The organism is Clostridium pasteurianum BC1, from assembly GCF_000389635.1.
Lineage (GTDB): Bacteria > Bacillota > Clostridia > Clostridiales > Clostridiaceae > Clostridium_I > Clostridium_I pasteurianum_A.
Genome location: NC_021182.1, coordinates 1,522,191 through 1,544,496, shown reverse-complemented (window position 1 = coordinate 1,544,496; position 22,306 = coordinate 1,522,191). Strand labels below are relative to the sequence as shown.

General features: G+C 31.4%; 21 protein-coding genes, 20 tRNA genes and 2 pseudogenes. 4 read left to right on the top strand and 39 right to left on the bottom strand.

All coding sequences use genetic code 11. The annotated features are described in order from the left end of the window. Window positions 1-422 precede the first annotated feature (422 nt). Window positions 423-1,217, bottom strand: coding sequence for an amidohydrolase family protein (locus tag CLOPA_RS07140; RefSeq protein ID WP_015614767.1), 795 nt, complete (start codon window positions 1,215-1,217; stop codon window positions 423-425). Between the two features lie 154 nt (window positions 1,218-1,371). Here CLOPA_RS07140 and CLOPA_RS07135 point away from each other — a divergent pair, with 154 nt between their 5' ends. Continuing rightward, on the top strand, window positions 1,372-1,701 hold the full coding sequence (locus tag CLOPA_RS07135) for a winged helix-turn-helix transcriptional regulator (protein ID WP_015614766.1): 330 nt from the start codon (window positions 1,372-1,374) through the stop codon (window positions 1,699-1,701). Between the two features lie 1,165 nt (window positions 1,702-2,866). Here the strand turns inward: CLOPA_RS07135 and CLOPA_RS07130 are convergent. The 15 genes and pseudogenes from CLOPA_RS07130 to CLOPA_RS26625 all read right to left on the bottom strand — a co-directional run. After that, window positions 2,867-3,097 carry a hypothetical protein gene (locus CLOPA_RS07130; protein WP_041710825.1) on the bottom strand — a complete coding sequence of 77 codons (231 nt, stop codon included), beginning with the start codon at window positions 3,095-3,097 and terminating at the stop codon, window positions 2,867-2,869. A 153-nt stretch (window positions 3,098-3,250) separates the two neighbouring features. Next, window positions 3,251-3,403, bottom strand: coding sequence for a transposase (locus CLOPA_RS26770; RefSeq protein WP_431602574.1), 153 nt, complete (start codon window positions 3,401-3,403; stop codon window positions 3,251-3,253). 467 nt (window positions 3,404-3,870) lie between these two features. Then, the gene (locus tag CLOPA_RS07120; RefSeq protein ID WP_242834313.1) at window positions 3,871-5,019 is read right to left on the bottom strand and encodes a radical SAM/SPASM domain-containing protein; all 1,149 of its coding nucleotides are present in this window, start codon (window positions 5,017-5,019) and stop codon (window positions 3,871-3,873) included. A gap of 284 nt (window positions 5,020-5,303) precedes the next feature. Further along, the gene (locus CLOPA_RS07115; RefSeq protein ID WP_015614763.1) at window positions 5,304-5,531 is read right to left on the bottom strand and encodes a hypothetical protein; all 228 of its coding nucleotides are present in this window, start codon (window positions 5,529-5,531) and stop codon (window positions 5,304-5,306) included. 113 nt (window positions 5,532-5,644) lie between these two features. Beyond that, complete coding sequence (locus CLOPA_RS07110; protein WP_015614762.1) at window positions 5,645-5,872, bottom strand: hypothetical protein; 228 nt, start codon at window positions 5,870-5,872, stop codon at window positions 5,645-5,647. A gap of 180 nt (window positions 5,873-6,052) precedes the next feature. Next, window positions 6,053-6,739, bottom strand: a pseudogene (locus CLOPA_RS07105) (Tn3 family transposase); the annotation flags it as partial. 27 nt (window positions 6,740-6,766) lie between these two features. Then, window positions 6,767-7,774 (bottom strand): HoxN/HupN/NixA family nickel/cobalt transporter, encoded by a 1,008-nt coding sequence (locus CLOPA_RS07100; protein WP_015614761.1) that lies wholly within the window; start codon window positions 7,772-7,774, stop codon window positions 6,767-6,769. 207 nt (window positions 7,775-7,981) lie between these two features. Beyond that, the gene (locus tag CLOPA_RS24220) at window positions 7,982-8,101 is read right to left on the bottom strand and encodes a hydrogenase formation protein HypD (protein WP_242834312.1); all 120 of its coding nucleotides are present in this window, start codon (window positions 8,099-8,101) and stop codon (window positions 7,982-7,984) included. A 149-nt stretch (window positions 8,102-8,250) separates the two neighbouring features. Then, complete coding sequence (locus CLOPA_RS07095; RefSeq protein WP_041711331.1) at window positions 8,251-9,738, bottom strand: 4Fe-4S dicluster domain-containing protein; 1,488 nt, start codon at window positions 9,736-9,738, stop codon at window positions 8,251-8,253. A gap of 100 nt (window positions 9,739-9,838) precedes the next feature. Next, a complete protein-coding gene (locus CLOPA_RS07090; RefSeq protein WP_015614759.1) occupies window positions 9,839-10,615 on the bottom strand; it encodes an AAA family ATPase in 777 nt (258 codons plus the stop codon). A gap of 16 nt (window positions 10,616-10,631) precedes the next feature. Further along, the gene (locus tag CLOPA_RS25515; protein ID WP_015614758.1) at window positions 10,632-10,805 is read right to left on the bottom strand and encodes a hypothetical protein; all 174 of its coding nucleotides are present in this window, start codon (window positions 10,803-10,805) and stop codon (window positions 10,632-10,634) included. Continuing rightward, window positions 10,805-12,727, bottom strand: coding sequence for an anaerobic carbon-monoxide dehydrogenase catalytic subunit (cooS, locus tag CLOPA_RS07085; protein ID WP_015614757.1), 1,923 nt, complete (start codon window positions 12,725-12,727; stop codon window positions 10,805-10,807). The genes CLOPA_RS25515 and cooS overlap by 1 nt, the downstream gene beginning before the upstream one ends. Window positions 12,728-12,759: 32 nt before the next feature. After that, entirely contained in the window at window positions 12,760-13,224 is a 465-nt protein-coding gene (locus tag CLOPA_RS07080; protein ID WP_015614756.1) for a 4Fe-4S dicluster domain-containing protein, read from the bottom strand. Between the two features lie 267 nt (window positions 13,225-13,491). Then, a complete protein-coding gene (locus tag CLOPA_RS07075) occupies window positions 13,492-15,429 on the bottom strand; it encodes a sigma 54-interacting transcriptional regulator (protein WP_015614755.1) in 1,938 nt (645 codons plus the stop codon). A gap of 201 nt (window positions 15,430-15,630) precedes the next feature. Beyond that, window positions 15,631-17,028, bottom strand: a pseudogene (locus CLOPA_RS26625) (Tn3 family transposase); the annotation flags it as partial. A gap of 14 nt (window positions 17,029-17,042) precedes the next feature. On the opposite strand from CLOPA_RS26625, the gene CLOPA_RS07060 reads away from it, so the two are divergent. The 3 genes from CLOPA_RS07060 (at window position 17,043) to CLOPA_RS24200 (ending at window position 18,182) form a co-directional block, all read left to right on the top strand. Further along, entirely contained in the window at window positions 17,043-17,222 is a 180-nt protein-coding gene (locus tag CLOPA_RS07060) for a hypothetical protein (RefSeq protein WP_051115618.1), read from the top strand. A gap of 67 nt (window positions 17,223-17,289) precedes the next feature. Beyond that, window positions 17,290-17,544 (top strand): hypothetical protein, encoded by a 255-nt coding sequence (locus CLOPA_RS24205; protein WP_207637902.1) that lies wholly within the window; start codon window positions 17,290-17,292, stop codon window positions 17,542-17,544. Then, window positions 17,505-18,182: a tyrosine-type recombinase/integrase gene (locus CLOPA_RS24200; RefSeq protein ID WP_080648286.1), complete on the top strand. Its 678-nt coding sequence runs from the start codon at window positions 17,505-17,507 to the stop codon at window positions 18,180-18,182. The genes CLOPA_RS24205 and CLOPA_RS24200 overlap by 40 nt, the downstream gene beginning before the upstream one ends. Window positions 18,183-18,295: 113 nt before the next feature. Here CLOPA_RS24200 and CLOPA_RS07050 read toward each other — a convergent pair. The 23 genes from CLOPA_RS07050 to rph form a co-directional block, all read right to left on the bottom strand. Further along, a tRNA-Arg gene (locus CLOPA_RS07050) sits at window positions 18,296-18,372 on the bottom strand. Between the two features lie 78 nt (window positions 18,373-18,450). Then, window positions 18,451-18,524 (bottom strand) — tRNA-Gly (locus tag CLOPA_RS07045). Between the two features lie 7 nt (window positions 18,525-18,531). Beyond that, a tRNA-Pro gene (locus tag CLOPA_RS07040) sits at window positions 18,532-18,607 on the bottom strand. Between the two features lie 9 nt (window positions 18,608-18,616). Next, a tRNA-Lys gene (locus CLOPA_RS07035) sits at window positions 18,617-18,692 on the bottom strand. A gap of 162 nt (window positions 18,693-18,854) precedes the next feature. After that, window positions 18,855-18,929 (bottom strand) — tRNA-Gly (locus CLOPA_RS07030). A 63-nt stretch (window positions 18,930-18,992) separates the two neighbouring features. Continuing rightward, window positions 18,993-19,076 (bottom strand) — tRNA-Leu (locus CLOPA_RS07025). 5 nt (window positions 19,077-19,081) lie between these two features. After that, window positions 19,082-19,157: transfer RNA gene (locus CLOPA_RS07020), tRNA-Lys, on the bottom strand. 10 nt (window positions 19,158-19,167) lie between these two features. Next, window positions 19,168-19,242, bottom strand: a tRNA-Gln gene (locus CLOPA_RS07015). A gap of 7 nt (window positions 19,243-19,249) precedes the next feature. Beyond that, window positions 19,250-19,325: transfer RNA gene (locus CLOPA_RS07010), tRNA-His, on the bottom strand. 5 nt (window positions 19,326-19,330) lie between these two features. Next, a tRNA-Arg gene (locus CLOPA_RS07005) sits at window positions 19,331-19,407 on the bottom strand. Between the two features lie 7 nt (window positions 19,408-19,414). Then, a tRNA-Gly gene (locus tag CLOPA_RS07000) sits at window positions 19,415-19,488 on the bottom strand. Window positions 19,489-19,495: 7 nt separating this feature from the next. Next, window positions 19,496-19,570, bottom strand: a tRNA-Gly gene (locus tag CLOPA_RS06995). Window positions 19,571-19,635: 65 nt separating this feature from the next. Next, window positions 19,636-19,719 (bottom strand) — tRNA-Leu (locus CLOPA_RS06990). Between the two features lie 5 nt (window positions 19,720-19,724). Continuing rightward, a tRNA-Lys gene (locus CLOPA_RS06985) sits at window positions 19,725-19,800 on the bottom strand. Window positions 19,801-19,810: 10 nt separating this feature from the next. Next, window positions 19,811-19,885: transfer RNA gene (locus CLOPA_RS06980), tRNA-Gln, on the bottom strand. A 7-nt stretch (window positions 19,886-19,892) separates the two neighbouring features. Continuing rightward, window positions 19,893-19,968, bottom strand: a tRNA-His gene (locus CLOPA_RS06975). Between the two features lie 5 nt (window positions 19,969-19,973). Continuing rightward, window positions 19,974-20,049, bottom strand: a tRNA-Lys gene (locus tag CLOPA_RS06970). Window positions 20,050-20,062: 13 nt separating this feature from the next. Continuing rightward, window positions 20,063-20,139, bottom strand: a tRNA-Arg gene (locus CLOPA_RS06965). A 7-nt stretch (window positions 20,140-20,146) separates the two neighbouring features. Next, window positions 20,147-20,220, bottom strand: a tRNA-Gly gene (locus CLOPA_RS06960). 4 nt (window positions 20,221-20,224) lie between these two features. Continuing rightward, window positions 20,225-20,300 (bottom strand) — tRNA-Pro (locus tag CLOPA_RS06955). 110 nt (window positions 20,301-20,410) lie between these two features. Further along, window positions 20,411-20,881 carry a metallophosphoesterase gene (locus tag CLOPA_RS06950; RefSeq protein WP_015614754.1) on the bottom strand — a complete coding sequence of 157 codons (471 nt, stop codon included), beginning with the start codon at window positions 20,879-20,881 and terminating at the stop codon, window positions 20,411-20,413. 15 nt (window positions 20,882-20,896) lie between these two features. Continuing rightward, window positions 20,897-21,493, bottom strand: coding sequence for an XTP/dITP diphosphatase (locus CLOPA_RS06945; RefSeq protein ID WP_015614753.1), 597 nt, complete (start codon window positions 21,491-21,493; stop codon window positions 20,897-20,899). Next, on the bottom strand, window positions 21,490-22,239 hold the full coding sequence (gene rph / locus CLOPA_RS06940) for a ribonuclease PH (protein ID WP_015614752.1): 750 nt from the start codon (window positions 22,237-22,239) through the stop codon (window positions 21,490-21,492). The genes CLOPA_RS06945 and rph overlap by 4 nt, the downstream gene beginning before the upstream one ends. Window positions 22,240-22,306: the final 67 nt, after the last annotated feature.

The window sequence follows — 22,306 nt, the reverse complement described above, 5'->3', positions numbered from 1 at the left end:
AAAATTTACTTTTCTTAAGATTACTAGTCTGTATTAATTATATATTAAATGATACCATATAATTGATTAAGTGGTAAATTATAATAACGAAAAATTACAATCAAATTATATATTTCTAAAATTCGCTGTAACCATAGGTCTTACTAAATTTATAAGCTACTCTTCTAAAAGAAACTAAATGTATCTATAACTTTTGTGAGAAAAATGTGGAAAAATTTAAGCTAATTTATTACTTGGATAAGCTAGTTTTTAGTTTGGAATTATATCAATCCTCTTTAAATAAAGGTAAAACAAAATAGTAAAATAATATATAAAAAGAATTGATTTAACTTCAGTATTCTATCATTACTTAATATTATTTTATTTCTTCAAAGTTCTACTTGAATATAAAGATTTAGGTAAAATATTATAAAAATAATATTTTATAATTTTAACAGTTTCAGTATGTTACCACCTAGAACTTGCTCCGATACCTTTTTATCTGGACTAATCATTTCAATCATTTTTCTAAATAGTTGAGGATTACCATAAGGAGCATCTGAACTAAATAATGTACGTTCAGGTAATTCTTTAATTGCCATTGTAGGCGCTAAAATTGTATACATAGCTGATAAATCCAAATAAATATTATTATTTTCTTTAGCAAATTTTATTACATCAATCCAGTGTATACCTCCCATATGCCCCAGTATTAATGGAACTTTGGGATATTTCTTAGCTAGCTGTATGAGTTCTATAATGTCATCAAAATTTAAAGGATAAAAAGTATGGACCCATATAGGTAGATGTCCTAGTTCGTTTGAAGCTTGAAAAATTATTGCTAGATTTTTTACTTGACCAGACGCTGGTGAAAATTCTCCTAACCCATAAAAATTATTTTTAACTATATTACTATTTATCCAGTCCGATGTTTTATTATAGTTTAAAGACAATGGTACCAGTCCAAAACCTATAAACTTTGATGGATTTCTATCTATAACTTTCTTTAATATTGCTGTAGTACTTTTAATATTTTCAATTCTTTCATTTACTGAAACACTACTTCCTAATATATTGTTTAAGGTGGACAATTCTTTTTCTAATGATTTTAAATCATTAGCTTTTTCAGGATGTGGTGTTGTAGAAAACAATATAGTTTTATCTACTCCAGCTTCATCCATTATTAATATTTGTCTCTCTGTTGGTAATATTACATGAGCATGACTATCAATTATCATTTAAAACATCCCTTTCCTTATTTAGTGATTCTTTTCTGTTCTATTTGAAAGCATAGCACTAACAACAATACAGTTAAAGTACGCACAAATTTGAAATGTAGTATAGTAAATGATACTATAAAGTTAATACTTAAAAATTTTAGGGAGAGTTAAAATGACAAAATCAAAAAATTTAACAACAGAATGTCCTATGGACATAACTATAAATATATTAAGCGGTAAATGGAAAATATCAATTCTTTGGCATTTGATAAGAGGAGTAGCTAGGTTTAACGAATTACAAAGATTATTAAATGGTATTTCTCAAAAGACATTAACACTTCAATTAAGAGAATTAGAAAGAGACGGAATAATTTATAGAAAAGTTTATCCAGAAAGCCCTCCAAAAGTTGAGTATGAACTTAGTAAACTTGGTGAAAGTATAAAACCTATTCTAAATTTAATGTGTGAATGGGGAAAAAATTACAAAAAAATTTCTAACTAAATTTAACAGTCCAATACAGCAATTGTATAATACTGTTAAACTTCTGAACCTACAACCAATGGTTTTGTTTAAAAGCATATAATAGATTTCTATAATTTGCTGTAACTGTTGGTATTACTAAGTTTACTAAGTTTATTAACTATTGCTCTCTGTCAGAAACTAAAGGTTTCTAAAACTTGTGTGGGAAAAGTGTGGGAAAATTTTAATCAGTTTATTGGTTGAATAGAGTAGCTTTTTATGTCTTATATTAAGTTCAAAATATACTATCTAAATATAATGCATATGCTTAAATTTTAAATTACCCATTATGAACTAATGTGAGGTCATAATTAACGTTTATAGATTTTCAAATTTAAAAGCCTTATCTAATCCTTATCTTAATTTTTTCAACTGTTATGAATTAATTACAAAACTATAAATTTGTAATGTAGTGATAATTATTAACTGACATTAATCTCTTTAAAATACTTAAGTGTATACATAAAACTAATGCCTTATATAAGCATCTGTAACTTTAGCTACATAATCATCAATCCCCGAATTTGCTAAAACTATTATAGATTGCTTATTAGTCCCTGATATCTTCGCACAAAATTCCTCTACTCCATCTCTATTCCTAATTCCTTGGCTGTAACAAGTTGTCTTTCTAGAGATTGATCTTTACTACTTACCCTTGCATAAAAAAACTTCTCATTTTAGTTTATCCCTTTAAAATGGTTTATAATAAAATAATTATATATTTTAAATCTCTACTGAATATTTTTGAAGAGCTTGTACATAATTGTAGAAGATGTAATTAAAAAAATATTTTTAGAGAGGTAACTAAAATGAAAACGATTGTTGTTAAAACTTCAAGCAAAAAGCCAACCAAGAAAAAAAATAACGACAAATATTTAATCTGTGTTGGTAAAAACTTTTAAGCTATAGTTTTTTTAAATTTCTTACATTTTATTACTAGTTTTATTTTTTATAAAACCTTGTTTTACGCCGGCTCCACGTGTTTATTTAATTCAGCTAAATATATGATTTTATTATATTATTTGAATTCATTTTTGCAAATTTTCCTTTCCAAAATAAAAAAACAAGAGCAAAGCCTTATGTATCAATGCTTTGCTCTTATTTATTCAATTTCACGCAATTACTATTGTGTTGATTTGGCCGTGTATTAATCCTCTATTTTTGACTTTTCATATAATTTATTAAGTACATAAAAAGATGGACTAAAAAAACCTATCATTCCAATTCCAATAATTTCTGAATAACCAACTTGATTACACTGCGGACCGTTATCTGTTCTTATTACAGGCTTTTTAGATCCTTCTTCAAACAGGTTTCTTTTTATCAAACACTTTCTAGGTAATGCGGTAGCATCCTTAGTTTCGTAGTGTAAACCCATGTGGTAATCAATAATACTTCTGTCGAAGACGTCGATTAAGCTCAGTAAGTAGAAAAACTTATCCTATCCTTGAATGTAGCCGCATTTTATATCCATTTCCAATAACTGGTTTGAACCTGGTATAGTTCTCTTTATCTTAGGCTTAATAAATCTTTAGTCTTTAAGTATACCAAATTCCTTACAAAACCTATAAACTTTCTTATGATTAATTATAAGGTAATAATATTTTCTTAAATGATATGTTATTTTTATATATCCATATTTAACAGCATATCCTTCAATTGAATCCATAATAAACTCTTTGATCTCATCATCACATATCTTTTTATTTTCCTTATTTGCGCTGTATACCTTAGGCTTTCCGCCTTTAGGTTTTGTTTTTTTTGCCTTCTACACTTAAGTTATAGTAATATGTTGGCTTACCAAGCTTAACTACCTTCAGTACGAAAACTACGTTATATCCTTGTTCTATATATTTTTTAGCTATTTCTACTTTATCTTTAGTTGAGAGCTTGCTCTTTTTATTAAGTCTTTAAGAATTGCTATTTCTAAATCTTTTTCTCCTAATAATTTCTTAAGTTGATCATTTTCTTTTGTTACTTCTGTAAGCTCACCCTCAAGCTCTTTTTCTCCCTCAACTAGAGCCTTTCTTCCTTGCTTAATCTTAATCTGCTCCTTATTCTTAGATTGTTTTATCCATGTAAATTAATTTGATTTTAACCGAACTTCTTAAGCGAAAAGATAACTAGATTCCATTGACACACGATTGAAATCTAAGTTCTATTACTCTCCAGTTTTTCAATGTTAACTTCCTTAAACATATTTATAAGATTGTAAAAATATATCTGTTTATTATATTCGCAAAAATAGTCTTCCCCTAACACCTCGTTATTTAGCCAAAAACTATTGGCTCTGCAGCCTCCTCCACAAATATGACGAATATCACAATCCTTACAACCATCTATCATATCAATTTTAAGATTTCGAAATTTATTAAGTATTTCTGAAGTATGATAGATACTTTCTAAAGAATCATTTCTTACATTTCCACAACAAAAATTAGAATGATGCAACATCTGGCATGGGTAGACATCCCCGTCTGGAGAAACACTTAAGATCGATGTTCCAGCACCACATATATGGTTCTTTTCGCCAAATTTAAGAACATTACCAATAGATAAAATACTGGACTTATCAGACGAAGGCAAATCAGCTATATATTCTATAAATTCTTCTGGTGAAAATGCCAGCGATGCCAGATTTCTACCTTTTCCAATCTGAAGCATAGGAGTAAATTGAAACCCAACATCAGGAAATGTTTTCTTGATGTTTAAAATATCGTAAAAATTTTTCTTTGTAACGGTTGCTGCCAACCTCACTTTTACATTATACTTCAACAGTAAAGTCACTGCATCACTTACCGCTTTGAAATGTCCTTTTTTTCCTCTCAACCAGTCATTCATTTCTTCATTGGTAGAATCTAAACTCATTTGTATTGTGTCAAATGTACTAGCATATAATGAAGCATTATCTTTATTAATCAGTGTGCCATTTGTCTGGAGTGTATTTTTAATATTCATTTCTTTTGAATAATTTGCAATTTCTATTAGGTCTGGGAATAAACATGGTTCCCCTCCTGTATAAACAATGCTAGGATTCTTATTAGATATCTCCTTGAATGACGAGATAATTTCCATTATATAATTTTTGTTTAGGGAAACTGATGAACCATCCAGATCACGAAAACAATATAAACAATTAGAATTACATTTACTGGTTAATACAATGTATAATGTTGATACTCGAGATGGTATTTTAAGTTCTTTACTTTCAGTCGGATAATTTGAAGCAATATTTTTAGCAAATTGGATACATATTTCTCGTAGGGAATCTGGAATACAAATATCTATCTTATGTAGCAATTCATAAACTGTTGATTTCCCATCTAACAATTTAAGTGCTAAAAGCTGACTTGCAGATAATTTGAACCAAAAATTAACTTCGGGTTGGATAATAAAGTAATTATTTTCATTTTTGTATATCTTGAATGAAGTATAATGAGGTAAGATTAAATTTCCAAACTGTTTTATGATAATACATCTCCCTTTCTATCACCCGTATCGATATTTGATAAAGTAAATTAGTTCATAAAAGTAGACTTAGTATTAGTTAAAATAAACTACTAAGTCTACAAAAAGCTTTTAATTCATTCCAACTTGCTGCCGCCTCCGCCTCCACCTCCACAACTCGTTGTATCACCGCATTTGCACTTGCACTCCGATGTTAAAGCAGATTCATTTGTATTTTTATCAATCGTAAATGTAGTTAAATTACTATTTAAATCATTATGTTTTTTATCATCAGCAGTTTCATTTTTATATTCCTTCTCAAGATCTCCTACTTCTGTCATAGTGATTATTTTCTTTTTATTCATGCGTTAACCTCCATTTGTTATTTATTTTGTGTCAAAACTAAGAAAATATGTATTTTTTACATAAAAAATAAAATTTATCTGTTTTTCTGCTAAGTCTACAAAGAGCTTTTAATTCATTCTAAACTATTACCAGCAGTGCCAGTACCTGAACAATTTGAGGTAACGCCGCATGTACACGAACACTTTGGGTCTATAGCAGATTTATTTGTATTTTCATCAATCATAAATATAGTTAAATTACTATTTAAATCATTATGTTTTTTATCATCAGCAATTTGATTTTTATATTCCTTCTCAAGATCTCCTACTTCTGTCATAGTGATTATTTTCTTTTTATTCATGCGTTAACCTCCATTTGTTATTTATTTTGTGTCAAAACTAAGAAAATATGTATTTTTTACATATGAACTTTGATTTAATCACTACACGGGGTAATACCAGCGAACGTGTCACTAGGGGCAAAGTAGAAATCTACTCTAATTAAATACAGATATAAAGTAGATTTCTATATTATAATTCTATTATGATTGTACTGAGATTTTATAGGTATCTATTGGAATTCTTACATTCATATCTAGATCAAAATTTCCATATGGATTTACATGATTATAAATTAATGGAGTTAAAGCTCTAAAATCTTCTGTAGCCATCATATCGAACCATTTCTTTTCGGATAATACTTGCTGTATCATTAGTGTGTTTACATATACTAAGCAATTTTGTAAGAGATGAAGGCTTAATACTGAAAGTTCTTGATCTTCAATTCTGTTTGTTGATATTTCACCACTTTTACCATAGAAAATAAATGAATTAGCTGAGTTCCAGTTTTCAACCACATTAAGGCCCTCATGTATTTCTATTCTCAAATTCTCCGAATTTAAGTACTCACAAAGAAATATAGTCTTTATAGCTTTTCCTAATTCAGCAAGAGCAAGGTATGTAGGATGCTTTAAATTATTTCTAGTAAATCTTTTTAATATAGCTTCTGTCTCAGCAGTTCCAAGCCTTAACGCAGTTGCATATTTTATCATTTGATCGTACTGCTGTCTTATAAGTTCCCAATTTATAGGTCTTGTTAGCACTGGCTGTAAGTTAGGATATGCTTCACTCATTCCAGTATCTGGTCTATATAATTTTTGTGAATGAATTGCTTTAATTCTAGGCATTAGATTAAAACCTAACAAATGACAGAAAGCAAAAGCAATTTGGATTTTTTATGCTTACCACTCTTAAAGCTATGCATTTTCAAAACGAAACATCTTCCAAATCACGTAGGACACTCCCCATGATATAATAAATAAACCTACTAGTAAATATCCAATCCCAGCGAACTCAAGATTTTGTATCCATTTCCAAATTCCACTATTCAAGCCCAATTTAGGTGTCAATATCTGAGCTAATTCAATAAACCCTATACATAATGCTGCTACAATAGACAATCCAGTAACTGATAAATTATAATAAATTTTACGTAAAGATGTTGAAAATGCCCAATTATATGCAGTAGTCATAAATACTCCATCGGCAGTATCCATTAAGCTCATTCCTGCAGCAAAAATAATAGGTAAAGATATTATCATGGAAAATGGAACAGCTTGGGTAGCTGCATTTGCTGAAATAGCTAGAAGTGCTACCTCAGAAGCAGTATCAAATCCTAAACCAAATAGAAAACCAAGTGGATATACATGCCAACTCTTATTAATGAAGCGATACAATGATCCGAAAAAACGTGAAACAAATCCGCGTTTTAATAAAAGCTGATTCATATGTTCTTCATTAACTTCCCCCTTATGTACTCCAATAAAAAGTTTGTAAATATCAAACCATATATATAGGTTTAATATCCCTATAAGCATAAGGAAAGTACCTGATACAGTAGTACCAATCATACTACCTATCACTTTTATATGAGGGATGTTGTATTGAGCCCATTTCATTGAAAACGCAGTCAATATTGACATAATAAACACTACAGATGAATGTCCAATGGAAAAGAAAAAACCAACACCTGTAGGTTCTTCTTTTTGTTGTACTAATTTACGAACAGTATTATCAATGGAAGCAATATGATCTGCATCAAAAGCATGTCTTAATCCAAGTGTATAGGCTAAAAATGCCAATCCAACTATCTGAGGGTATTTATAGACATTAGATAATAAAAGTACTACTCCTATAATATGCAATAGTACCACTATAGTCCCATAAGGAAGCCATTTAGGATGTTTTTTTAACGGGAATTTCATTTTAAACTCCTCCTCTCTCATTAATTTATGATATTAAATTATATCAATTCTTTAGCTGCATAAGTCACAAATTTTACAATAAACTCCAAATTTCCATTAAAAAGCCTTCTCTAGTTAGATACAGCGGTTTAGCATCACTCATAGCTAAATCATTTACCGTGCTGCTAACTACAAGTTTTCCAATACTCATCCTTTAAAAATATATAGTTAACTGTTATACCTATAATAAGCCGCACAGGTGCCTTCTGAAGATACCATACAAGAACCTACAGGATTTTCTGGTGTGCACGCTTTTTTGGGGTAGTAACTGCAAAACGAGGATTTTATACGTTAAGACATATATTACCAAAACACCGATATATTCAAAGAACTTTTTAGTATTAATTCTAAGTCAGAATGTTTTGATAAAATATATTTTTGGTAATAACTGTCTTAACGTATATTTTCCGCGTTTTGCGAGCACTACCCCATATATCTTATCTTTCTAAGTTTATCCCTTTATATTCTTCTAATACTTTATTAGCTGATACACTCTTAATGGTTGATTGTTGATTTATTTTTGTAAATGGTATTTTAGCTTTCATCACTGGTACAATTTTAGCAGTTCCATTTATACACCCTCCTTCACACATCATACCTTCAATAAAGTTTCCTTGCAATTTTTGAGCCTTAGCCATAATTAAAGTCTTTTTAATCTCTGCTCCACCTGAAACTTTAACTGAATTAAAGTTTACTTCAATGCCTTTTTCTTTTACATAGCTTTCTATAGCAGCAGTTAATCCACCAGCCATAGCAAATCCTCTACCAAATATAGAACCATCCTCCACGGTTATATCTTCACAAGAAGAAGGGTCTACTTCAAATGCATCAAATAAAGCTACTAATTCTTCAAATGTTAATACATAATCAACAGCATCTTTTATTGAATCTATTATTGCTTCATTTTTCTTAGCAGTACACGGTCCTATAAATACTACTTTTGCATCCTTATCTTTAGCTTTTACATATCTACCTGTTGCTACCATTGGTGAAACAGTTCCTGAAATTCTTTCAACTTGATCTGGCATAATCTTTTCAATATAACTTAAGAAGCCTGGACAACATGAATTTGTCATATAGCAATCTCCTTTTTTCATTCTTTCTACAAATTCAATACTTTCATGTACAGTAACCGCATCTGCTCCACATGCTACTTCTTTCATATCCTTAAAACCTAGTGCTTTAATAGCATTTTTAACTTGCCCGTAAGTTGTCTTTAAACCAAATGCACCAGTTATTGCAGGTGCAACTATAGCATAAATATTTTCTTTATTCATTAATTCATAAACAACCTTAACTATTGAACTCTTGTCCTCTATAGCTCCAAACGGACATGCAGACATACAAGCACCACAATTTACACATTTACTTTCATTAATTTTAGCACTTAAATCGTTTGGATCATAATTTAATGCTCCTGTTGGACATGATTTCTTACACGGTCTCATATCTTCTGCAATAGCATTATAAGGACATACATTCTTACACATTCCACATTCCCTACATTTATCTGGTTCAATATATGCTCTTCCATCAATATATGTAATTGCATCAAAGTTACATACGCTTTGGCACTTATGAGCAACACAATTTCTGCACGCATTAGTAACTTGAAATTTCTTTGTATGACATCTATCACATGCTTCTTTTATAACATATAATATTTGCTTTTCATCTTCTACATTAATTAATTCTTGTCCATATTTACCATTTGGATTATAACCTGCTGCAAGTTTTACTCTTTCTAATATTACATCCCTTTCTTGCTCAACAGTATCTCTATATGTTGGTATATCCCCCATAATCATATCATATGGAATTTTTTCTAGTTCTTCCTTGCTAATTTTATTTTCTTTTGCTAAAACTACAATTTTAGTCAAAACTTCATGTTTTAACTTTAAAAGCTGATTTTCAAATTGAAACATTACAACATCCACTCCCATAAATAATTTTTGTATTATATTTAATATAAGATAATCAAACACATTTGCTGGTCTTACCTCCACTATGGTGTGAAGGATTTTTTTAACCCATCGGATTACTACATTTAGAGATTATAAAATCTACTGTTTTAATTAAACTATCATCAGCTAAGTCAGCTGGGGATTTACCCTTTAAGTCAGCTATAGAAATTAAATTATTATAAGGGATAGAAGAAAGTAATTCCATATCCTTAAGATAATCTTTTATAAAATCTAATTCTTCTTCGTTTCTAACCTTATTAGCAATAACATAGATATTATCTACACCAATTTCACTAGCCATTTTTTTAACATTTACTGCAGTCTCAAGGCTTCTTTGACCGGGTTCTACAACTGCAATAAATGTATCAATTCCTTGAGCAGTACCTCTAGAGAGATGTTCAAGACCTGCTTCCATATCAATAACAACACTTTCTTGTCTTTTTAATACAATATGGTTTATAAGTCTTTTCATAAGTTTATTTTCTGAACAATAACAACCAGTACCTCCTTTTCTAACTGTTCCAACAGCTAGAAAGTCTACACCTTCATGATGTATTGAAAAGCGATCTGGTATATCTCCAACAAAAGGATTTAGTGTGTAAAGTCCTTTTCCTATATCTTTACCAGTACCCATCTTTTCTTCAATTAGTGTTTCCATCTCTGCTATTGGTTTGATTTCATATTCTTTTATATTTATTCCTAAGGCAGAAGCAAAGTTTGCATCAGCATCAGCATCAATTGCTAATACCTTGTAACCTTTTTGAGCAAGTCTTCTAGCTATTAAAGCAGCTATAGTAGTTTTGCCAACTCCGCCTTTTCCAGTCATCGCTATTTTCATTGTTATATTCCTCCGTTTAAGCTCTAAACAATTTTCTTTTACATTTGCTGCAAAGTTTTAATATTTTTAAATCATCTTCAGATATATTCTCTATTCTTTTTTTTATATAATCTAGTTTTATAATTTTTATTGAATCACCGCACTGAATACATTTATCAATTTTATCGTAGTCTTTAATGTTAAAATCCATTATATATTCCCCCTAAAATTGGATGTAATGTTTAAAGCTGCTCTTTTTTCTTCTATTATATCAATTATTATATGTGCTGCTTTTAAAGGGGTCTCTTCTACAAAGAAATATCCATCAACTAAATCCTTCAATCCTGAAGTAAGAACATTGGTAACTAGTGTACTTCCACTAACAGGAGGCATAAGTCCTATATGAATTGGTATTCCAACTCCGGCTACCCAAGTTCCAATTGATATTGCTTTTTCGCTCATAAGCTCTGGAGCAGAAGCTACTAAAGGTAATTGATTAAGATCAATTTCTAGTTCATTAGCAAGAGCAACAGCTAAATCTACTCCTCGGCTATTATCAACACAAGAACCCATATGAAGTACTGGTGGTAGAGGAGCATTTAATCCAGCTTCGTTTCCAAGCAGTGTTAAAACAGCTTTTAAATTATCTCCAGCATATTTAATAGTCGCTTCAGAATTCATTAATGAATTTTTAGCAAAGGCTCCAGCACCGCAGCCTGTAGCTAATAGTAAAATATTGTTTTTCAATAATATTTTAGCCATTTCTACAAAGTTATAATCTTGAGTTACTTTGACATTATTACATCCTGCAAATAGAACAACTCCTCTGATATTTCCATTAACTATGTTATCAATTATTGGTTTCAAAGGTTTTTCGCTATCAAGTTTGCTTAAAAGATTAACTATAGATTCTGTGCTAAATCCAGCAATTATTTTATTTTTTTCATGAGGAATTAACACTTTATTAGTATCGCGCATTTTAAAGGTTCTTATAGCTTGCCTAATGATTTCTTTTGCGTTTTCTATAGCTTTATTACTTATTAAATCTGCATGTTCAGCACCAGATATTTTGGCTTCAGGCATAGTTGTATACAGTTTTGTATGATAACAGGAAGCGATTTTAGAAAGAGATGGCATGATACATTGCACATCTACAATCATTGCTTCTAGAGCTCCTGTAAGTATTACTAATTCTTGTGAAAGATAGTTAGAGGCTAGAGGTATCCCTTTTCTTAATAACACTTCATTTCCAGTACAGCAAACTCCAACAATGTTGATTCCACCTGGGATTCCAGCATTTATTGCTTCTTGCTGCATTTCGTCTGCTACATTTACTATAATTTCACTAAGCAATGGATTATGACCATGAACAGCAATATTAACAGCATCAGCTTTAAGCACTCCAAGATTAGCTTCACTGATTACTGGTTCTGGCGTACCAAATAAAATGTCAGAAAGATTTGTTGAAAGTTCCATTCCAGTAAAATCTGCAAAAGCACATCTAAGACCAGCTAGTAATAAATTAATTGGGTCTGCATCAGTGCCCATATGAGTTCTAGCCATAATATCTGTAACAGAAGATTCAATATTATTTACTGCAACACCTAAACTCTTAAGTTTATTTAATCTAGCTGTAGTTAAGTTACTAGCAAGCCAATTACAAGGGTTTTCTTCAAGACGTGAATAATCCTCTAAACTTTTATAAGCAACTTCTTTTGCTATATCATTAATACTTTTTCCATCAATACCTATATTTAATTTATGAGCAACATATTTTAATTTTTCTACATCTTTAATTTCATAGTTTTTAGTTTCTTTTTTTGCAATATGTAAGATGATTTTTGCAATTTCTTTCCCATGAAGGGAATGAGCAGCAGTACCAGATGCTATCATTCTAATTAAATTACGAGCAACAATTGTATCGGCATTAGCACCACAAATTCCTTCTTGGGGACCATTTCCAAAAGGATCAATTCTACAAGGTCCTTTCATACATATTCTACAGCAGATTCCTTGTTCACCAAATCCGCAAACTGGTTTCATCTTTTCATATCGATCCCAAACTAAATCAATTTTTTCTTCTTTAGCTTTATCAATTAGACAATTATTTGAATTGTTATAACATTTATTCATTTGTATTCCTCCTAATATTATTTGTTAATAATTTAGATAAGTTTTAAAGCTTTAGTAGGACAAGCTGAGTAACAAAGTGGATCTTCATTATTAAGTTGTCTTTCTATGCACATATCACATTTAACTGCAACTTTTTTAAGCTTAGAATTTTCAGTGTAAGAAGTCATATTTATAGCACCATAAGGACAAGCTTGTTTACAAATTCCACAACCTATGCATTTATCTTCAGTTAATTTGATTATACCTTCAACTTCTTTAATTGCTTTAGTTGGGCACATTTTTAAACAATAGGCATCCTTGCAGTGTCTACAGTAAGCAGGAAATTTAAAGTTATCATTTTCTGTAACTGTAATATTGGCAATAATATTTCTTTTATCAGACTGACCATTAGCTATATACTTGTTTAACTTTCCTGTAGCACAGGCCAATTCGCACCCTTTGCAGCCTAAACAGTGGGAAGGGTTAGAAATAACTAGTTTTTGTGGCTTATAGTTCACACAAATCACTCCTTTATCAAATATATTTAAAGAATTTATATATGTAATAAAATTATATGAAGCAAATCTCATGCCAATATATAAAATATATAAATTTTTTTATAAAAAAAACATTGTTTAAATAGAATTTAGACAATGTGTCAATGTATTATTTTATAAATAATTAATTATTAGAATGTAATTTTATTAATTAGTAATGCATACTTTATTAAGAATTTAATGTAAAAAAAATTTACAGTGTAAAATTTTTTTACACTGCAAAAGTAACTATGTATCTATATTATATCTCTTCACCTTATTATATAAAGTTTGCCGAGTGATTCCTAAAACTTGGGCAGCAATAGTTTTATTGTAGTTATATTTCTTAAGAGTATTTACTATTAGTTCTTTTTCAACAATATTAATATCTTCAGATGCATTAATAGAAGATAGATTAAGTTTTTTAACTGAATTTAACTCTTTTATAATATCATTTTTAGTAATTTTGCTATTATCAGAATTTATAATTAGTCTTTGTACAAAATTCTCGAGTTCACGTATATTTCCAGGCCAATTATAGTGAATTAATTGTGATATTCCATCTTCTTCAACTTCTTTTATATCAATGTTAGCTTCTTTACAGAAATCAGATAATATCTTAGTTACTAAACTGGGTATTTCTTCAAATCGATCACATAGAGAAGGTAATGTAATATTAATTACATTTAATCTATAGTAAAGATCTTTTCTAAAGGTACATATAGATACCATTTTTTCTAAATTTTGATTTGTTGCTGAGATTATTCTAATGTTTAATTTCTTTGTATTTATTCCACCAACTCTTTCGAATTCTTTTTCTTGTAAAAGTCGAAGTAGTTTAGATTGTGTTTCTAAAGGAATTTCTGCAATTTCATCTAAAAATACAGTTCCACCATCAGCAGCCTCTATCTTGCCAGGTTTCCCATTTTTCTTGGCGCCAGTAAATGCTCCATCTTCATATCCAAATAATTCTGCTTCAAAGAATCCTTTTGGAATGGTTGAACAATCAATGTAAACAAATGGTTTATTTTGGCGCAGACTTTCATTATGAATTACTTTAGCAAATTTACTTTTTCCTGTTCCACTTTCTCCTCTTAATAGTACAGTAGCATCAGTTTTAGCTACTTTATTTATATAAACTCTAATTTCTTTCATCTTATCACTATGGCCAATTAAATCTGTATCATCATATTTGGAGCTCAATCCCATAGACTTATGTTTATAATACTTCATTTCTTTTTCTAGAAATGACATTTTATCTAATAATAGTTTTATAAAATCAGATTCAAGAGGAATTAATTGACGAAGAACACCTTCGGATTCATTATTAACCGGACTTTCAAATATAATATAACAATTTCCATTAATGATTTCTTGCCAAATTGAAGGATTACCAGAAGATAAGACTTCTCTATATTTTGAGGTCCAACCTAAGGACTTAACACTTTTCTTTTCAATCTTATAATAATCTATATTTAAAAAAGCTTTATATTGCTTATTTATTTTGATTACTACACCATTTTTATCAATTAATGCCAAGCAATTTGTCATGCTGTCTAACATTGTTTTATTAAAATTATTGATTTCTAGAGCGTTTTGTAGGTTCTTATTTAATTGCTTATTTAGATTATACATTTGAGTTGTAGTATGTTCTATTTTATTATAGTTCTGTACCAATTTTAATGAATGAAGAGTTAGATTTAAAATATTAGTATCTTTTTTTATTAATTCAGAATTATCGCTAGAGGTATTTGGTAAGGCATATCTTTTAGTTAGTTCAAATTCACAATAACTATCTCCTAAAGCATTGCAAGATACTTCTATTGCATCCATATTTTTACCGCAAATATTGCTTACAGCACCTGCTAATATACCACCTTCAAAGAAACAAACAGGATTATTAGTATATTTCATATCTTTACAGGTAAAACATTCATATAATTGAATTATAATTTTTTCTTCAGAAATAAGGTTGACTCGAGCCTCACCTATACCAAGTTCTGAAATTTTTGTTACTAACATATCATAATCTTTAATATTAAGACGGGTACCAATATTTTTACCAGTATTATAATATAATTTTTCTCCAACTATTTTAACTTCATTTTTAGAATTGAGAATGTTTACTAAAGACTTAAGATTGGATTCTAAGTTATTTGATTTTGCAATAGTCGTTATTTTTTTCATAGGTAAATAACATCCTTTCAAAATAAAAATTATCTAGTATATTATAAAAAAAGTATATTATAAATTAATGAGAAATTAAAGTAATTTCTAGTAGCTTATGAAAGTTACTTAATGGAGTGTCGCCAACATTTCCGACAAAACCCCCTCTAAGGGATTAGTTGGATAAAATATGGCGATTTCACCCCCTTTAAGAACACAATTCTAAATACTTAAATTTAAAGGTCTTAAATCATCACTTTCATGAACGCTTCTAAGTTCAAATTTGTATTCTCCAAGAAAATTTATATGTTCCCATCCAAGTGGTGCTATATGTTCTAATAGACTTTCGTCAATACTGCTTGTATGTTTAAGGTGTTCAATTGCTTTCTGTAAGTATGCAGTATTCCAAACACTTATAGCGTTTATAATGATATTTAATGCACTAGCCCTTTGTAGCTGATACCTTACCTTCACTTATTGATTGGGTTAACCTTAAAACATCATCATAATTTTCTTTAATTATTTTTAAATTAATATTTCCTTTGATTATTTTTTCTATCTTAGAGTAGTTACTAGGTTTGTTAAATGAATAAAGCGTGAGCTCAGATATATCTCTTATTCTTGGAGCAAAATGAAATCCTAATAAATGACTTAACCCAAATATTTGATCAGTATAACCAGCAGTATCAGTATAGTGTTCATCAATACTAAGTTCTGTTTCATGATAAAGTAGCCCATCAATTACATGAACTTAGTATTTATAACTTTAGTATAAAAGCTTGAGTATTGGTCGCTAACGTGCCTATAAATTGTAGCGCCCTTTTCTGATCCATAATGGGGATTATGCTCTGCATTTAATGCTGATACTCCAACCTGTACCCTCATTCCATCTGAAGATGATGTGCTTCCATCACCCCAATATGATGATAAAAATTGCTTATGCTGATAATTAACCAAAGTTGCTTGTGCCCTTTTCATAGCATCATCATACATACGCCATTGGGCTGTATTAGCCATTTGACGATAGGTTATACCAGGAGTAGCATCTGACATTTTTACTAATCCAATGTTTGTTCCCATTGCCATTAATGCAGCCATTAAAACTGCTTTTTCTTCACTATTAGAAACATTACCTGTGGAAGCATGAACAAAATTTTCATCAAAACCTGTCCACTTGGATACTTCAATAAGAAGATCTGGAAGCTTCACTCTAGGGAGTAGCTTATATAGTCTTTCACTTAATAATTTTGCTTCCTCAGGAGTTTCTTTTTCAAGCTTCTCAACATGGATTCTATCAGTACCAATGCTTACACCATCTAATTTATCAGCATTCTTAGAAACCCATTGAAGCCGTTTATCCAAAGAATCCATCCTTTCAGTGATATAATCTTGAAAATCAAGACTTACAGCTATCTTAGGTGTAAGTAATTTCTTATCATCCCAATCATTTTTAGATAACAAGTATTCATCAAAATTTTTATGATACCTACTGCCATTAACTGCAATATCGCCAGAACGGATTCTATTTTTAAGTTCTGTATACGCTGCTATCTCATAATAGTGACGATTAATATTACCATCGGGTTCAAATACATACTTGTTCCAACGGTTAGAAAGATAATATTAATTCCTCTATGCCAGATATTCCTGCAAAATTTACTGATGCAAATCTAGCTAGAGAATATGTTTCTAAGCATCAAATATTTGGAGCAAACGGATTTGAACCAAATAAAATGTCAGATGATGAGATATTAGAATTTGCTAATGCACTGCTTGAACAAATGGAGTTACTGAGCTATAAATATAAAAAATAAATTTACAATAGCCTTTAAAGGAGGGATAATTATAAAATACAAAAATAATAACTATTCCCTTATCTCTATGAAATGGATTGATGAAATTATACTTGGACTTACTGATACATATAGTACTAATAATCCTTATGAATTATGTAGAGTATTAAATATATTAATAATAAAAGTAAATCCATTTAATCGATTATTAAACGGTGAACCATCTTTGTATATAAGAAATTTGTTTGAAATAGGTAGAGAAACGATTATTATAATGAATAATTTACATTATTCATATGAAAAATTTTATGTAATGGCGGATCAGAAAAAAAGGATAAAATAATTGAGATATTTACAGATGAAGAAATAAAAATATTAAATGTATCTTTAAAAAATCATAGGCTTAAAGCTATAATATTATTAGCTCTTGGAACAGGATTAAGGGAAGGAGAATTATTAGGGCTGAAATGGACCGATATTGATTTTGAAAATAAACAGCTTAAAGTAGAAAGAAGTGTTAAACAAGTTTATATTATTGCTGCTGATGGTAGCAAAGAGTTTAAAACAATAGAACAACTTCCAAAGTCAAAAACATCTATTAGGTCTGTCCCTATACCATCTACTCTTATTCATGTACTAAAGGAACATAAAACAATGCAAAAATGTGAAAAATTAAAAGCTGGAGCCTCTTATATTGATAATAACTATGTGTTTTCAACTGATTTAGGTAAAGTAATCAATGCTAGAAATTTAACCCGGAGCTATGAAAGATTACTAAAAAAAGCAAATATTCCTTATAGAAAATTTCACTCATTAAAACACACATATGCTACAAAATTATTTGAAAGAAAAGAACCACTAAAGACAGTTCAAATTCTATTAGGTCATAGCGATATTTCAACTACCTCAAATATTTATACTCACGTTATGCCTAAAGAAAAAGTAAATGCAGCTGAAAAATTAAATGATTTATTTATCTAGTATGGGAAATTTATATCCTTTTATTTTTTTATATTTCTAGTGTGGGAAAAGTGTGGGAAAATAAGAATACAAGCAAATTCACATTTCTGTAAACCTGCTTGTATCAAGGCTTTTGGTGCACCCAGGGGGAGTCGAACCCTCGACCTTCAGATTCGAAGTCTGCAACTCTATCCAACTGAGCTATGGGTGCATAAAATGAAAATAAACTCAAACTTAAAAGCGAAAGTTAAAAGTCAGAGCTTGCAATCTATACTTATTAATTTTTTATTGGAGCGGGTGAAGGGAATCGAACCCTCGTAACCAGCTTGGAAGGCTGACACTCTACCATTGAGTTACACCCGCTTAATAGTGGTCGGGGTGACAGGGATTGAACCTGCGACCTCATGGTCCCAAACCACGCGCGCTCCCATCTGCGCCACACCCCGATATTAAAATGGTGCGCCTTCAGGGACTCGAACCCTGGGCACCCTGATTAAGAGTCAGGTGCTCTACCAACTGAGCTAAAAACGCATATTACTTAGTTATATCTAAATACCTTATCCTTAAAACAATATATTAATTTACAAATTTGAATATATGTTTACTTTTTTAAAAGAAACATTTCATCAATCTGTTAACTATTACCAATTAAATCTACAATCCTATTTACATAATTGAACAACTAATATTTTATGGAGCGGAAGACGAGATTCGAACTCGCGACGTTCACCTTGGCAAGGTGACGCTCTACCACTGAGCCACTCCCGCTTAAGCTTCAATACCAATTTATATAAAAACATCCACAATAATATCAAATTTATTATTAAATATTGGTGCAGGTGAAGGGAGTCGAACCCCCATGCCGTAGGCGCTAGATCCTAAGTCTAGTGCGTCTGCCAATTCCGCCACACCTGCATCATTGGTGGCTTACCGGGGAATCGAACCCCGGACAACATGATTAAAAGTCATGTGCTCTACCAACTGAGCTAGTAAACCATATGTAATTTGGCTGGGATGGCAGGATTCGAACCTACGAATGCAGCAGTCAAAGTGCTGTGTCTTACCGCTTGACGACATCCCAAAATTAATGGGGTGAATAAAGGGACTCGAACCCTTGACAACCAGTACCACAAACTGGCGCTCTACCAACTGAACTATATTCACCATAATGGTGCGTCTTAAGGGATTCGAACCCCTGGCCCACGCCTTAGAAGGGCGTTGCTCTATCCAGCTGAGCTAAAGACGCATTTCATTGGAGCGGGTGAAGGGAATCGAACCCTCGTAACCAGCTTGGAAGGCTGACACTCTACCATTGAGTTACACCCGCATATATTTGGAGCGGAAGACGAGATTCGAACTCGCGACGTTCACCTTGGCAAGGTGACGCTCTACCACTGAGCCACTCCCGCCTGAGTTTTAATACCTAATTTATATGAAAACATCCATAATAATCATCAAATTTATTATTAAATATTGGTGCAGGTGAAGGGAGTCGAACCCCCATGCCGTAGGCGCTAGATCCTAAGTCTAGTGCGTCTGCCAATTCCGCCACACCTGCATCATTGGTGGCTTACCGGGGAATCGAACCCCGGACAACATGATTAAAAGTCATGTGCTCTACCAACTGAGCTAGTAAACCATATGTAATTTGGCTGGGATGGCAGGATTCGAACCTACGAATGCAGCAGTCAAAGTGCTGTGTCTTACCGCTTGACGACATCCCAAAATTAATGGGGTGAATAAAGGGACTCGAACCCTCGACAACCAGTACCACAAACTGGCGCTCTACCAACTGAACTATATTCACCATAATGGTGCGCCTTCAGGGACTCGAACCCTGGGCACCCTGATTAAGAGTCAGGTGCTCTACCAACTGAGCTAAAAGCGCATTTTATTTTTAATGGTGCGTCTTAAGGGATTCGAACCCCTGGCCCACGCCTTAGAAGGGCGTTGCTCTATCCAGCTGAGCTAAAGACGCATTTCATTGGAGCGGGTGAAGGGAATCGAACCCTCGTAACCAGCTTGGAAGGCTGACACTCTACCATTGAGTTACACCCGCTTAGTGGTCGGGGTGACAGGGATTGAACCTGCGACCTCATGGTCCCAAACCACGCGCGCTCCCATCTGCGCCACACCCCGATAACTTAATTTGCTTTCGTTTTGCTTACCACCACCGCTTGACGACAAAAATTATTCTACACTAAGTTCCCTCGTTCGTCAATAGTTTTTTGGATTTTTTTATTATATTTTTATAGGGTTTTTATATTAGCCTCTATATTTCCATTAATAATTTCTATGATGCCTATACTATTTTTTCCATTTCGCGGCATAGAAACACTACCTGGATTAACAAATAATATTCCATCTTCTTCTATTACTTCTGCCACGTGGGTATGACCAAATAATACCACATCAGCTCCTATTTCAATTGCTTTATATTTAAGGTTTATAAGGCTACTTTTTACGTTGTAATTATGTCCATGAGTTATAAAAAACTTCTTACCATCTACTATTTCGAATCTTTCACTAGGTATATTTTCTGTATAGTCACAATTGCCACTTACATTTATAATATTACCATTATAATATTGTTTTATTTCTTCTATATCATCCACATTATCGCCTAAATGTATTATTAAATCACAGTCTTTTACATATTCACAGGCATTTTTTATGTAGCCCTTTAATTTATGTGTATCGCTTAATACTCCTATTATCATATAACTATCTCCTCTCTATAACTCTTCCTCCAATTTCTTCTTTAGTCGATTTAATGCCTTTCCTCTATGACTAATACCATTTTTTTCCTTATCAGCCATTTCTGCAAAGGTCTTTTCCAATCCAGGTACATAAAACAGAGGATCGTATCCAAATCCATCTTTTCCTCTCTTCTGTTCAGTTATAAAGCCTTTTATTTCTTCCTGTACTCTAATTTCTCTATGATTATCTATGATAAGAACTAAAGCACAAACAAATTTGGCCTTTCTTTGATTTTTATCTTTGCCCTTTAGCATATTAAGCAATTTTTCATTATTTTTTTCATCATTTCCATGTTCTCCTGAAAATCTTGCTGAGAAAACTCCTGGTGCTCCATTCAAAGCATCAACCATAAGCCCTGAGTCATCCGATAACACCATATACCCTTCTGTAACATCATATACCTCTTTAGCTTTCTTATAAGCGTTATCCATGAAGGTATTTCCATCTTCTAATACATCTATATTAATATTTAATTCCCTTAAAGAAAATACTTGTAATTGAAAGTCTTTAAGAATTTCTTTTATTTCCCTAATTTTTCCTTGATTATTACTTGCAACTATAAGCTTATTCATTTCTTATCTCCTGTTCCAATCCAAAGTGCATCCATTTTAAGACTGCGTTTTTCTATTTCAATCATCTTTTTTATGCCATTTTCTCCCAAATCCATTAGTTGATTCAAATCTTTTCTTGAAAAGGGTTTTTCCTCTCCAGTGCCCTGTATTTCCACAAATTCTCCATCATCTGTCATTGCAATATTCATATCCACCTGTGCATTGGAATCTTCCGCGTAACACAGATCTAAGAGTTTTTCATTATTTACTATACCTACACTTATGGCACTCAAATATTTTCTAATAGGATATACCTTGAAATTCTTTTTCCTATGCAATTTATTTACCGCATCTACTATAGCTATAAATGCACCAGTAATAGCAGTAGTACGTGTACCGCCATCTGCCTGAATTACATCGCAATCAATCCAAAGGGTCTTTTCTCCAAGCGCCTTGAGATCAACTACTGACCTTAAAACTCTTCCTATGAGTCTTTGTATCTCCATAGTTCTTCCATCTATTTTTCCCCTTGTTATATCTCTAATTTTACGAATCTGCGTTGCTCTAGGAAGCATATTATACTCACAGGTAATCCATCCTTCTCCTTTACCTCTTAAAAATATGGGTACTTTATCCTCAATAGATACATTGCATATAACTCTAGTGTCCCCCACTTCGATATAAACTGAACCTTCAGCATATTTAGTGTAGTTTCTTATTACATTAACCGGTCTCATCTGATCAAATTTTCTTCCGTCAAAACGCATAAAATCCTCCAAAAAATTAATAACTAATTTACATTTTTATCATTATATAATGATATTAACTTGATTT